Source organism: Pseudoalteromonas sp. CR1 (genome assembly GCF_019392235.1).
GTDB lineage: Bacteria > Pseudomonadota > Gammaproteobacteria > Enterobacterales > Alteromonadaceae > Pseudoalteromonas.
Genome location: NZ_JAHXRM010000013.1, coordinates 22,834 through 35,532, shown reverse-complemented (window position 1 = coordinate 35,532; position 12,699 = coordinate 22,834). Strand labels below are relative to the sequence as shown.

Genomic DNA, 12,699 nt, shown 5'->3' with positions numbered 1-12,699 from the left:
GCAAGGTTATTTTTTAACTTTTTTGTGTGCTATTTAAACGAAGGTTAGATTTTTGAAATATCAGTTTTACTAATTTGTATGTAGTGGCTTTCAGGGAGGTTTAATTTTGAAAGAGCAAGGTCGCTAAATTGCACTCTAAATAAATCAGTTACTTTAAAGCCGCAGTAATGCGCCATTTTACGTATTTGCCTGTTAAGCCCTTGCTTTAAAATAATACTAAATTGATTGCTAGCTACTTTTGTTACTTCACAGGGTAAGGTTACTTGTTTATCAACAGGGACGCCTGCGGCCATTTTTTCACAAAACGCGTTATTTATAGGTTTATTTACTGTGACTATATAATGCTTAGGCTGGTGGAAGTCAGGATGGATTAGCTGGTTACAAAAATCGCCATCGTTGGTCAAAATAAGCAAGCCCCGAGAGTCTTTATCTAATCGGCCAATAGGGTAAACACGAGTGAGTGTAGGTAAGTGGTGAATAAGGCTTGTAGGGTCATTTTTATTTAATTTACAGTCAATACCTACTGGCTTATGGTACGCAAAATAAACTAGCTCAGCTGCGCCTTTAACTGCTTGGTCATTAACTATGACTTCGTCTTGCTCATTAACGTGATCAATATGATTAGCAGGGCGATTATTTACTGTTACCACCCCTTCATCAATTAAACGCGATGCCTGTTTACGTGAGCACACACCGGCATGAGCAATGTATTTAGCCAGTCGGATTTTGGTGCTCATAAAATATACTCGTTGGTTGGCAATAAAAAACTGATCGCGATTATAGCAAAGCTGCGTATCGATATAGCAATATTTAATTTAGGTGAACAAAATGGGTATGAAATTTTCTGAACTAAAAAATCATGAGCCACTACAAAAAGTAGTTGTTCACTCACTAGAAATGGCGCTTTACCAAGTGTCTGTGATTATTAATAACGTTGAATATTACGTAACAGAAGAAGATGGCGAGTTTGTAAGAGCAGTAAGCCCGCTACATGTGCAAAAGCGATTTGAAAAAATAGCGTACGCACAAATGATGCTCCGCCATACAAGTGCTTATGACGAAATGTGTGGTCAACCAGAAAAAACCTCAAGTAATCTGCTTGAAGTTCCCTTTGGTAAAAATAACCTGTTTTGACGGTATGAGTTTGTTAGTATCTGCTTTTTAAGAAGCGCAATATGTACCAATTACAAGCAGACAATAGTGATGCGTTAAACTCAACGTTACGTAGTGAAATGGTTGAATTTAATGCCCAGCATTTCGATGCGCAAAGAGTGCCACTCGGCTATAAATTTGTTGACGATAGTAACGAATTGATGGCTGGTATTAGTGGTTGCGTATTTGGTAATTGGCTAATTATAAACTGGCTTTGGTGCAGTGAAAGAGTGCGCAATAAAGGCCTTGCTGGACAGTTACTCGCTGAACTAGAGCAAGCTGCAATATTGCTTGGCGCCAAAAAAGCTCAGCTTGATACACTTGATTTTCAAGCCAAACCTTTTTATGAAAAACGTGGATACAGTGTGAAGTATCAACTTGATAATTACCCACTTTGCGGCACCCGCTACTTTATGGAAAAATTACTTTAATTGATTCCGGTACTCTAATTTTTTATTTAGCCCCTAGTTATTTGGCTGTTAACGGCTCGCCTTCAAATGTAACGCCCAAAAATGGGGTCGCCTCTGGCGATAGCATAAACGTGCGAATGTTCATATGATCGTCACCGTTAGGGTTTTGTAGTACGTCTTCGCGATAAAACTTACCAAAGCAATCTAAAGTGTTTTGCTTGCTAAGCCCATTGAGTTTGGCAAAAGCAAAAATTTTACATGAACCGTTATTTTCACTTGCTGAGCTCAGTAACCCGTGGTTATTAAAGGCGCAAGCAGTAAAATCGTAATTGGCTTCGATCACCGCCATTGTATCGGTAAATTGAATGTTTTTTGGGTTTTCAGCAAGTGATTTAAGGTATTCGTTTAAAGTCATCATTGTTCCCTAAATTTAATGGGTAAGGCTAATTTACTTAACGCATTTTATGAACGAATAAAATGCGTTAATGCGTGAATATTCTCAATTTCAACATCGGCCAGCCCCTTGTACGTATACTTAGCGCCTTGATCGTTTAACCACACTGATTGGCAACCTGCGTTATTGGCGCCTTGTACGTCGGTATCTAGGCTGTCACCAATATGGAGTATGTCGCTTTTGGCGACTTTTAAGTGCGCAGCTGCTTTGTCAAATAAGGTGCTATGAGGTTTAGCTTTACCATGCATGCCCGCTTGTAGGACTAGCTCAAACTTATTGTGTAAATTAAAGCGTTCTATTTCAACATTGCCATTGGTTATGGCGATTAAGGTAAAATGTTGCGCTAAGTTATCAAGTAGCGCTAATACGTCGTCGCTGACTACAATGTTACTGCGTGCATCGGCAAAAGCGTTATAGGCACTACTAGCGTGCAGTTCTACTTCTTGTTCAGTAAATCCCAACTTAGATAGAGCTAAACGCAATGTATGCTTGCGCCACTGCGTTACATTATCTTTAAGATCGGGTTGTTGTTGAGCGGCAAGTTTTCGGCATTGTTGCCAGTATTGTGGGCCTTGTTCTTGGTAGCGTGGTAATGCATTTAAGTAATTTTGTTGGGCGTTAACAGCTGCTTTTATAATCGGGTGGTTGTTGTATAAGGTGTCGTCTAAATCAAAGCTCATGACAGAAAAAGGGCGTATTGCACGATTAAATCGGATCATTGTAATTTCCTAATCAGTTTGTTTTTTAGCGCGCGGGTGTGTGTTGTCGTACACCTTGGCTAAATGCTGAAAATCTAAATGGGTATACACTTGTGTGGCCGACAAGCTGCTGTGGCCAAGCAGTTCTTGTACAGCGCGTAAATCACCCGACGATTCTAAAATATGTGATGCAAATGAATGGCGTAACTTATGCGGATGCACCTGTGAGCTAATCCCTTGCTTTATTCCCCACTCTTGCATACGCAAACGCACTTGGCGAATTGAGATACGATTTTTTTGGCTACTTAAAAATACGCCGGGCTCGTCTTGTTTTGCAAATTGAGGCCGCACGGTTAACCATTTTTTTAATGCTTCTAATGCCTTCGTTCCCACGGGAATAAGGCGTTCTTTGTTACCTTTACCACGCACTAATATTTCACCACTTTTGGCATTAATATCTTGCATGTTAGCGCCAACTAACTCGCTAATACGTAAACCTGATGAGTACATAAGTTCCATCATGGCTTTATCTCTGACTGCTAAAGGGTCGTCGTCGGGTATTTCGAGCAAACGCGCCATTTGATCAACATCAAGATTTTTAGGTAAAGGCTTGGCAAATTTAGGCCCTTTAATGCCGGTCGCAGGGTTATGATAATGCGATTGCTGTGCAATATTTTTGGCTTTTAAAAACTTATATAAACTCCGTATACAGCTTAATTTTAAGCTAATGGTTCGGCCACTTAATTGTTTGGCGCGTAAAGCCATACTGTAGCGGCGAATATGCTCTGCTTGTACGCCAAACCAGTCATCGCATAATTTATTGAAATAAAGCGCTGCAAAGCCAAGTTGGCTGACATATTGATTGACGGTGTGCGCTGAATATTGTTTTTCAAATTTTAGGTAGTCGCTAAATAGCGTAATGGGTGTGCGCCAGTTGTCACTTAATTCGCTTATATTAGGCACATCATCACTCATGCGAGTTTTTGTAACCTTAGTTGCAGGGCGCTAATAAAATCCAACATAAATAGGTTGTCTTGTGCGGGTTCAAAATGGTTAACGTTGTTGCTGCCAAATGCCAGTATGGCACTAGGCTGCTTTGCATCGCCAATTAAATAAATAGCCGCAGATTGCGTGTCATCTCTAAAAAGTAATGCACGCTCTTGCGTTGTAATACGCCCTAAATAATACCCAGAACCGCTGAGGCGATGTTCTATGAGCTCGTCAAAGTCAGGAGTGTATTTTAATAATTTAAAGTCGCTTATGTCGTCATTTGAGCACACAATAGCGTGTAAGTTTTTAGCGATTGCATCAAAGTCATCATGGCGCCAAAGTTGGCGATGGCATTGGCTAAGTAAACAGTATACTCGCTCATTTTGAACAGCGTGTTTACTCATGGTGTCGATTTGCTTTTTTAAACGTGTATTGTGCTCACGCAATTGGCGCTGTTGAATATGCACGAGTGACGTTGCCCCTTGCGCTTGCTGTTGAAGCTCTAGCTGAGCAAGCACATCTGGGTGTTTAACTAAAAAGTCAGGATTTGCGAGTAGGTAGCTAGTAATTTGCTCCTCGCTCAGCTTACTCATAATGCAACTTGTCCGTCGAACACGTGCTCAGCGGGGCCTGTCATTCGTACCGGATGACCTTCTCCACTCCAGCGTATTTGAAGAGTGCCACCAGGGAGGTCGACTTGTACTGCGCTTGAAAGCTTACTTTGCATATGCCCAATGACCATAGCTGCACACGCGCCAGTGCCGCATGCGAGTGTTTCATTTACGCCGCGCTCCCATACTCTTAGCTTTATATGCTCTTGCGATATAACTTGCATAAACCCAATGTTAGCGCGCTGTGGAAAACGTTCGTGGTTTTCAAGCAGTGGACCTAATACATCGACCTGCGCTGTCGTAATATCGTCAACTTCAAGTACACAGTGTGGGTTCCCCATAGAGACTGCGCCACTAAATACGGTGTGTTCTTCTGCCCTTATAATGTAGGTGAGTTCACGTTTGCTGGCTTTAAGCGGTATTTTGCTTGGCTCGAAATTAGGGTGCCCCATGTTAACCGTGACTTGGCCGTCTTTTTCTATGTATAGCGTTAAATTACCCGATTTGGTTGATACGCTAATTTTGTGTTTGTTAGTCAGGCCTTTCATACGAACAAAACGTGCAAAGCAACGTGCGCCATTCCCGCATTGTTCTACTTCGGTACCATCGGCATTGAAAATACGATAATGAAAATCGAGATCGGGGGAGTATGGCGCTTCAACCATGAGTAATTGGTCAAAGCCAATGCCAAAGTGGCGATCAGCCAGCTTTTTAATTTGATCTCGTGATAAAAATACATTTTGTGTAATATTATCAATAACAACAAAGTCGTTGCCTAAGCCGTGCATTTTGGAAAAATTAACTAACATAGCGCTCTAATTCGTGTTTGCTCTGTGGTAATCATGCCACAGAGCAGCTAGTTGGCAAAAACGTTTATGGTAAAATTTTCTCACCTTGATAAAGACTCTCAATGGTTTCACGTTCGCGGATAAGATGGTGCTGCTGACCGTCTACCATTATTTCAGCTACGCGTGGGCGAGAGTTATAGTTTGAACTCATTGTAAAGCCATATGCCCCAGCACTGCGCTGCGCGAGTAAATCGCCTTGTTTAAGCGCTAGTTCTCGGTCTTTTCCTAAAAAGTCACCGGTTTCGCATACGGGCCCAACAATATCAAAGTTGTGAGTTGGCGTATCGTCATCACGAACCGACACAGGAATAATTTTTTGCCACGCTTGATAAAGAGAAGGGCGAAGCATGTCGTTCATGCCAGCATCAACAATGGCAAAAAACTTACTTTGGTTTTGTTTAATAAACTCAACCTGCGTAATTAATACCCCTGCGTTTGCTGCAATCGCACGACCTGGTTCAAAAATAAGTTCTAAATGGCGGTAGTTTTCTAGGCGAGCGGTTACTTGCTCAGCGTATTCACTAGGATGAGGTGGTTGTTCGTTGTCGTAAGGGACACCTAACCCACCACCTATATCTAAATGGCTTAATTCTATCCCGACATTTTTTAGCTCATCTATTAACGCAAGGAGTTTGTCTAGCGCTTCTAAAAATGGTTTTACTTCGGTTAACTGCGAACCGATATGGCAATCTACGCCTATTACGTTTAAGCCTGGTAAAGCATCAGCTTGTTGATAAACACTTACAGCGGTTTGAATATCAATGCCAAATTTGTTTTCTTTCAGACCTGTGGAGATATAAGGGTGCGTTTTAGCATCTATATCGGGATTTACGCGAATAGAAATTGGCGCCACTAAGTTAAGCTCGCACGCAACCTCTGAAATACGCTCTAATTCAGAGGCTGATTCAACGTTAAAGCATTTAATCCCTAATTTTAATGCGTACGCTATTTCGTCAGCGGTTTTAGCAACGCCTGAAAAGACCACCTTACCGGCGTCTCCTCCGGCTTTAATTACACGCGCTAGCTCACCTTTTGAAACAATGTCAAAACCCGAACCTAAGCGCGCTAAAATATTTAATACGGCAATATTAGAGTTCGCTTTAACGGCATAGCATACCAAGCTTTTATGGCTTTTAGTCGCATTAGCAAACGCAAGGTAGTGGCGCTCAAATGTTGCGCGAGAATACACATAGCAAGGCGTACCATATTGCTGAGCAATTGCGGCAATACTCACATCTTCAGCAAACAATTGGTTGTTTTTATAGTTAAAAAAATCCATTTATTGCTCCTGCTTTACTGGGGTAGTGGGTTGCTTGGCCTGCGTGTTAGGCGTCATCGTGTTTTCTGGTTGGTTTTGCTGGGCCTGTTGTTCAGGCAAATATAACGGGCCGCTTTGTCCGCAGCCAGCTAATGCGCCAAATAGGGCCGTGCTAATTAATAGTTTTTTTAATTGTAAGGTATGTGTCGCTTTCATTAGATTAATATTGTTGCTGGCTTTATAATCGCAGAGTAACAGAATATCTAAAAAATGCAGCTATTCGCGGATGATTTTATTCCTGTTACACTAGCTGCATGTTTTTAACGCAATTACGTACCCAATATTAGGCGGCTCGCCTGCAAAGGAATCAACAATGACTGAACACGAATATCACCAATTAGCCGAAGCTCTTATGTTCACAATTGAAGAGCAAGTTGATGATTGTGAAGCCGATTTAGATTACGAATCAGCGCAAGGTATTTTAGAAATTATTTTTCCTGATAAAAGTAAAATTGTGATCAATAAGCAAGCGCCTCTTCATCAAGTGTGGGTAGCAACTAAATTTAATGGTCATCATTTTGAAATGCGTGACGGTCAATGGATTGATAACCGCTCTGGTGCAGAGTTTTGGGAGTTCATTAACGAAGCGTCAACTCGCCAAGCTGGCCAAGAAATTAAATGGCAATCGTCACTATGAATCTAGAATTTGTTCAATACCCTGCACAGAGCGCTCATAAAGCTACCGTTATTTGGTTACATGGGTTGGGTGATTCGGGTGATGGGTTTGCCCCTGTAGCGCCGCAATTAAACTTACCAGATGAGTTAGGTGTGCGTTTTGTTTTTCCTCATGCACCTGTGCAACCGGTCACCATAAATGGCGGTATGGAAATGCGCTCTTGGTACGATATTAAGTCAATTGAGCTTGATAAACGTGCCGATGAAGAAGGTGTTAGAGAGTCTGCCGAAAAGGTAGAAGCCCTTATAAATACAGAAATAGCAAACGGAATACCAGCTAACAAAATTATTTTGGCAGGCTTTTCACAAGGTGGTGTTGTGTCGCTTCACTTAGCACCACGTTTTGAGCAAAAGCTAGCGGGTGTTATGGCATTGTCTACTTATATGTGCGCGCCGCATAAATTCACAGATGAAGTAAAGCATACCGATTTAAATGTATTTATGGCACATGGTAGCCAAGATAACGTGGTACCAATGAGTGCGGGTAAAAGTGCATTTGATGTATTAACAGCACATAACATGGATGTAAGCTGGCAAGAATACCCAATGGCACATCAAGTATGTGCAGAAGAGTTACACGCTATTCGCCACTGGTTAATTGCCCGTTTAAGCTAATTTTGGAGCCGCTGAGGTCAATATGAGTCAAAAAATAGTTATTAAAGCAAATGTAAAACGCGAGCCACAAAACAGCCTACCTACGGTAAGTTATGAATGGCATTGGCGTCGTATTGTGAGTTTGGCTATGTTGATAGTAATGACATCTGCGGCCGTGATATATGGTTTAACCAGCTCAGTAAATGCAGATCAAGGCGCTCACCCCAATGAACAAACAGAGCTTTTAATTTCTAATAGCACACAAAGTAATGAGGTCATTGAAAGCCCAATACACGATGAACCCAATAGCCAGTCGCAAATAAGTGCTGCCAATACTGACGGGTTAACTGCAAAGCAAATGGTCTCTGCTGAAGATGTTGTTAACATCGATATCTCAAACAAAAGTAACCCAGAGCCAGTGACCGTTCAGCCTGAGTTAGATAATGTAATAGTAGCTCTGCAAGCTGCTGAGTTGGCTAACACATCTAACAGCGAAATAATTTCATCAACACAAAACAGCGATGCACAAAGCGAAGTTAACCCTTTACCCGAGCAATCTGCGGATATAGACACCTTACTAGACGCTCCGCAAAGCGATGATGTTACCTTATTTGGTACAGATAGATTTCCTGACAATGCGCATATTGCAAGTGTTGCATTAGGGGCCCAAATTGATACTGGTAAAATAAGCCGTGCGGTTCTGACTCGCAGTGTTGAAAAGCGAGAGCCTGTAAATGTGTTTGCGGCAGATGTGCGTATGAGTCAATTTGAAGGAACATTATCGTTTTTTAGTGAACTAAAAGGGCTTCAAGGTCAGCAAGTTAAACATATTTGGTATTTTGAAAGTGAGACAATGGCCGAAATTACACTTAATGTTACTTCGCCGCGTTACAGAACTTATTCAACAAAAAATATTATGAACACGCAAACAGGCCATTGGCGTGTAGACGTTGTTGACGAGCAAGGTAATTTAATTGCCCAAAAAGAATTTAGAGTGTTAGCTAACTAAATAATGCTAACCGCAGTAATTAATTGGATACCCCTATGACAGAAAAAACAAAATTAGTACGTATAGCAACTCGCAAAAGCGCCCTAGCGTTATGGCAAGCTGAGTTTGTAAAAGCTCAGCTAGAGCATTTTCATGATGATGTACGTGTTGAGTTAGTCCCTATGTCGACACAAGGGGATATTATTTTAGATACGCCATTGGCCAAAATAGGCGGCAAAGGGTTATTTGTAAAAGAGCTTGAGCAAGCCATGTTAGATGGCCGAGCTGATATTGCCGTGCACTCAATGAAAGACGTGCCTGTTGAATTTCCGGAAGGACTAGCGCTTCATACCATTTGCGAGCGTGAAGATCCTCGTGATGCATTTGTATCAAATAACTTTGCCAACTTAAATGAGTTACCGAAGGGGGCCATTGTAGGTACATCTAGCTTACGTCGTCAGTGCCAAATTAGAGCGCTAAGACCTGACTTAGAAATCCGTGATTTACGCGGAAACGTGAATACACGCCTAGCTAAATTAGATGATGGGCAATACGATGCCATTATTTTAGCAGCGGCAGGGCTTATTCGTTTAGAGATGGGCGAGCGTATTGCGGATTACATTGAACCAGAAGTATCGTTGCCTGCAAATGGCCAAGGTGCTGTAGGTATTGAGTGTCGAATTGAAGATGACGTAACTAAAGCGTTATTAGCACCGCTTGAACACGCACACACGCGTATTCGTGTTAACGCAGAGCGTGCCATGAACCGTCGTTTAGAAGGCGGTTGCCAAGTACCAATTGGCGCTTATGCGTTAGTTGATGGCGAGCAGGTTCATTTACGAGGGCTTGTAGGCGCAATTGATGGCAGCGAAATTTTACGTGACGAAGTTGCGGGTAATATTAACGATGCCGAAAAACTCGGAATAGAGCTGGCTGAAAAATTACTTGCTCAAGGCGCAGATAAAATTTTAGCTGACGTATACAGAGACGCATAAATGACACATATTCTGATAACTCGGCCCGAAGGAAAAGGCGTAGCCCTTGCAGAACAACTTGAGCAAGCGGGTTATCAGACGTCGTTGTTTCCTGTTTTAAATATTAACTATTTAACGCCTTCTAGTACTCAACTAAGCCCACTTATTAATGCAGATAAAATTATTTTTATCTCTCAGGATGCTGTTAAAGCACTGGCACAATTAAAGCCCGATATAAACATTAAAGCGCAGTTTTATGCTGTAGGGCAGCAAACTGCCGATACAATATATGAATTATTTGGTGTGCGTGCAGCAACTCCTAAACAGTTCGATTCTGAAGGGGTATTGGCTCTTAAGTCGTTGGCTCAGGTTGATGGCAGCAATATTGTATTGGTCAAAGGGCAAGGTGGTCGACCCGATATAGCCAAGGTCCTAAAAGAGCGCGGTGCGTTTTTAAATAATTGTGTTGTTTATGAACGTGAGCCAGTATCCGATTTAACTAGTAACTGGACTGACCACTGGCAAAGCAACAATGTACACGGTATAGTCATAACAAGTAATGCAGCAGTTGATGCCATATTTACCCCCCTTGCTGCACAACAATTACAATGGTTACAACAGTGCCACTTTTATGTTGCCAGCGAGCGTATAGCCGCATATTTACAGCAACAACACGTAAGTTTGGCAAATATACATATTGCAGCAGGGGCTAGCGATAACGCTATGTTTACCTGTATTAATCAGCAAGGTAGCAGCATGAGTGAACAACCTAAGTCAATAACAACAGAAAACACAACATCAACAGCTTCGAGTTCAGCATCAGTTAAAAATGAGCCAGCAAGCGTAAAAAACAAACCAGCAAATGACAAACAAAAAGTTAGTAAAGTGGCTTCTCTTGCATTGTTAATATCGTTGGTTGTGGCCTCTGGAGTTGGTTACGAGTTTTATCAAAAGCTAAATGCAGGTAAAGCGCAAAATACATTTGTTAACGAACTTAGCGAGCAAAATAAGCTACTTCAGCAAGAGCTAGCGGTTCTTAAGTCTTCTCAAGTGAGCTTGCAACAAGCGCTATTTAATAGCGAAGAAAAAGTATCTGAGGCGTTAGCGCAAAGCACTCTTGAAAATGAGCAAGCATTAAAAAACGCACTACAAAAAGCGCAGCAACAAGGCTCATCTTTAAATCCACAAGAAGTAACTAGTTTGCAGCGTATGGCTGAATTTAAACTGTGGGCAGAAAAAGACTACCAAGGCGCAAGCGCTGTACTAAAGCGTTTAGACGGACTGTTAAGTGAGCACCCTGGTACAATTGAACTTCGCCAATCTATTATGCAAGACATACAAACGCTTGATAGTTTAAAACCGGTTGCTACCGAGGCTATTTATTTGCAGCTAAATAGTGTTCTTAACCGAATTGATGAACTGGTGTTTAACGCGGTCAATTTACCAGAGGAACCACGGGAAGTTGATGAAAATGCACTCAGCGAAGATATTAACGATTGGCAGCAAAATATCAGTAACAGTTGGAATAAAATTGTTGATAGTTTTATTAAAATTAGGCGCCATGAAGGTATAGCTGTTGAACCATTACTAACTGATCAAGAGCGCAATTTAATTAACCAGCGAATTAAGCTTAATATAGCGCAGGCGCAAGATGCGCTACTAAGTAAACAAGCCAGTATATATTTTAATGCATTAAGCGAAGCAAAGCGCTTAATTGGTGAATACTTTAAGCAAGATGATGCAGCGACTAAATCAACACTAAATACGCTATCTAAATTAGAAAAAGAACCACTTAATTTCAGCCAAGAGGTCACACTGCAAAGCACACAAATGGTTAAGGAGTGGGCGCAATGATAGGGCTAATTATTTTAATTGTAGCTGTTGTTGTTGTAATTGCGGTTACCCCTTTTGTACTTGACGAAAAAGGTTATGTGCTAATTTCGTTCAATAATACGACCATTGAAGGCACCATTGTTTCGTTTTGTATTATGGCTGCATTGTCTGCGGCAGTTTTATATTTTAGTTACAAACTAATACGTTATTTATTATCAATTTATAGAAATACCAAGCATGGTTTTTTTGCCCGCAGTGAAGAGCGTAAATTCGCCGCAATTGAACAAGCCCTTTTCAGTGCTATAAACGACGATTACGAACAGGTAGAGCGCGCACTTTCTGGTAACAGTGTGCCAGAAAAATTTGACGATATTCGTTTAGCGCTTTTAGCTAAAGCAGCACTTGCTAACAACGAGGCAGATAAAGCGCTTGAGCGATTATTTGAAATAAGCCCAGAGCAGCAATTAAAAGTAGCAAAGCTATGGTTGGCAAGTGGCGATAGCAGTGCGATTGAATCGCAGTTGCGTGTGAATGCAGAAGCTAAAAAAGCCACCGCCCTTGAACTTAAACTGTACACTGAGGTATTAGTACAACAGCAGCACTTTAGTGCACTTGAAGAGTTTTTACCCAAGCTACTGCGTAAAAAAGTGTTTTCTAGTGAGCAGTGGACGCGTGTATTTTCTGCCTATTTTACGGCCCAATCAGCTGATGAATTAACAAATAAATACAAACAATTACCACGAAAACTACACACTCATGCACAGACTGCATATTTAACTCAAATGGCTGCAACAGGTCAGCTTGCCGTTATTGAGGGCGATTTAACTAAAATGGTTAAGCAAGCCAGCCAACATGATGAGCTTGCTGCTATTTTAAATAATGCAAACCATGGTGAAGCGCACAAGTTACAAGCCAGTATCCAAGATCGCCTTAAAAAAGACGACACCAATACAGCGCTGCTGTTGTCGCTGGCATGTCTTGCTAATGCACAAAGTGATTATGACTTAGCGGCACGTGTATTTGATAAAGCGCTTAATGGTGATAATAAACACCAATTTGCAGACCAAGCAGCCTTGAGTTATAAAAACACGGCACAGGCTGAAAAGGCACTCGTTTTATATAACAAATAAGTTTACTAGCTGATTAGTTATATA

16 protein-coding genes are annotated in these 12,699 nt (G+C 41.4%); 8 read left to right on the top strand and 8 right to left on the bottom strand.

Annotation, left to right across the window (positions count from 1 at the left end; all coding sequences use genetic code 11):
* Positions 1-44: 44 nt before the first annotated feature.
* The gene (locus tag KZZ04_RS12275; RefSeq protein ID WP_219422852.1) at positions 45-737 is read right to left on the bottom strand and encodes a pseudouridine synthase; all 693 of its coding nucleotides are present in this window, start codon (positions 735-737) and stop codon (positions 45-47) included.
* Between the two features lie 91 nt (positions 738-828).
* On the opposite strand from KZZ04_RS12275, the gene KZZ04_RS12270 reads away from it, so the two are divergent.
* Entirely contained in the window at positions 829-1,134 is a 306-nt protein-coding gene (locus KZZ04_RS12270) for a DUF6482 family protein (RefSeq protein WP_006792473.1), read from the top strand.
* Positions 1,135-1,175: 41 nt separating this feature from the next.
* Positions 1,176-1,583, top strand: a complete 408-nt coding sequence (locus KZZ04_RS12265) for a GNAT family N-acetyltransferase (protein ID WP_219422851.1) — start codon at positions 1,176-1,178, stop codon at positions 1,581-1,583.
* Positions 1,584-1,620: 37 nt separating this feature from the next.
* Here KZZ04_RS12265 and KZZ04_RS12260 read toward each other — a convergent pair whose 3' ends face one another.
* From KZZ04_RS12260 to KZZ04_RS12230, 7 genes are all read right to left on the bottom strand, one after another.
* On the bottom strand, positions 1,621-1,977 hold the full coding sequence (locus KZZ04_RS12260; RefSeq protein WP_219422896.1) for a HopJ type III effector protein: 357 nt from the start codon (positions 1,975-1,977) through the stop codon (positions 1,621-1,623).
* 47 nt (positions 1,978-2,024) lie between these two features.
* Positions 2,025-2,735, bottom strand: a complete 711-nt coding sequence (locus KZZ04_RS12255; protein ID WP_219422850.1) for an HAD-IA family hydrolase — start codon at positions 2,733-2,735, stop codon at positions 2,025-2,027.
* A gap of 9 nt (positions 2,736-2,744) precedes the next feature.
* Positions 2,745-3,689, bottom strand: a complete 945-nt coding sequence (locus KZZ04_RS12250; RefSeq protein ID WP_219422849.1) for a tyrosine recombinase XerC — start codon at positions 3,687-3,689, stop codon at positions 2,745-2,747.
* The gene (locus KZZ04_RS12245) at positions 3,686-4,297 is read right to left on the bottom strand and encodes a DUF484 family protein (RefSeq protein ID WP_219422848.1); all 612 of its coding nucleotides are present in this window, start codon (positions 4,295-4,297) and stop codon (positions 3,686-3,688) included. The genes KZZ04_RS12250 and KZZ04_RS12245 overlap by 4 nt, the downstream gene beginning before the upstream one ends.
* Positions 4,294-5,124 carry a diaminopimelate epimerase gene (gene dapF, locus KZZ04_RS12240; protein WP_010557932.1) on the bottom strand — a complete coding sequence of 277 codons (831 nt, stop codon included), beginning with the start codon at positions 5,122-5,124 and terminating at the stop codon, positions 4,294-4,296. The genes KZZ04_RS12245 and dapF overlap by 4 nt, the downstream gene beginning before the upstream one ends.
* 64 nt (positions 5,125-5,188) lie before the next feature.
* Positions 5,189-6,442, bottom strand: coding sequence for a diaminopimelate decarboxylase (gene lysA, locus KZZ04_RS12235; RefSeq protein ID WP_058403723.1), 1,254 nt, complete (start codon positions 6,440-6,442; stop codon positions 5,189-5,191).
* On the bottom strand, positions 6,443-6,637 hold the full coding sequence (locus tag KZZ04_RS12230) for a lipoprotein (protein ID WP_058403724.1): 195 nt from the start codon (positions 6,635-6,637) through the stop codon (positions 6,443-6,445). It lies immediately after the preceding gene.
* A gap of 157 nt (positions 6,638-6,794) precedes the next feature.
* Here KZZ04_RS12230 and cyaY point away from each other — a divergent pair, with 157 nt between their 5' ends.
* The 6 genes from cyaY to KZZ04_RS12200 are packed head-to-tail and all read left to right on the top strand — an operon-like array spanning position 6,795 to position 12,675.
* Entirely contained in the window at positions 6,795-7,118 is a 324-nt protein-coding gene (gene cyaY, locus KZZ04_RS12225; RefSeq protein ID WP_058403725.1) for an iron donor protein CyaY, read from the top strand.
* Positions 7,115-7,771 (top strand): alpha/beta hydrolase, encoded by a 657-nt coding sequence (locus KZZ04_RS12220; RefSeq protein ID WP_219422895.1) that lies wholly within the window; start codon positions 7,115-7,117, stop codon positions 7,769-7,771. The genes cyaY and KZZ04_RS12220 overlap by 4 nt, the downstream gene beginning before the upstream one ends.
* Before the next feature lie 22 nt (positions 7,772-7,793).
* On the top strand, positions 7,794-8,759 hold the full coding sequence (locus KZZ04_RS12215; protein WP_058403727.1) for a DUF2914 domain-containing protein: 966 nt from the start codon (positions 7,794-7,796) through the stop codon (positions 8,757-8,759).
* A gap of 35 nt (positions 8,760-8,794) precedes the next feature.
* Positions 8,795-9,733: a hydroxymethylbilane synthase gene (hemC, locus tag KZZ04_RS12210; RefSeq protein WP_058403728.1), complete on the top strand. Its 939-nt coding sequence runs from the start codon at positions 8,795-8,797 to the stop codon at positions 9,731-9,733.
* Positions 9,734-11,566 (top strand): uroporphyrinogen-III synthase, encoded by a 1,833-nt coding sequence (locus tag KZZ04_RS12205; RefSeq protein WP_138528109.1) that lies wholly within the window; start codon positions 9,734-9,736, stop codon positions 11,564-11,566. It begins immediately after the preceding gene.
* Positions 11,563-12,675 (top strand): heme biosynthesis HemY N-terminal domain-containing protein, encoded by a 1,113-nt coding sequence (locus tag KZZ04_RS12200; protein WP_058403730.1) that lies wholly within the window; start codon positions 11,563-11,565, stop codon positions 12,673-12,675. Before KZZ04_RS12205 ends, KZZ04_RS12200 begins: the two co-directional genes overlap by 4 nt.
* Positions 12,676-12,699 lie beyond the last annotated feature (24 nt).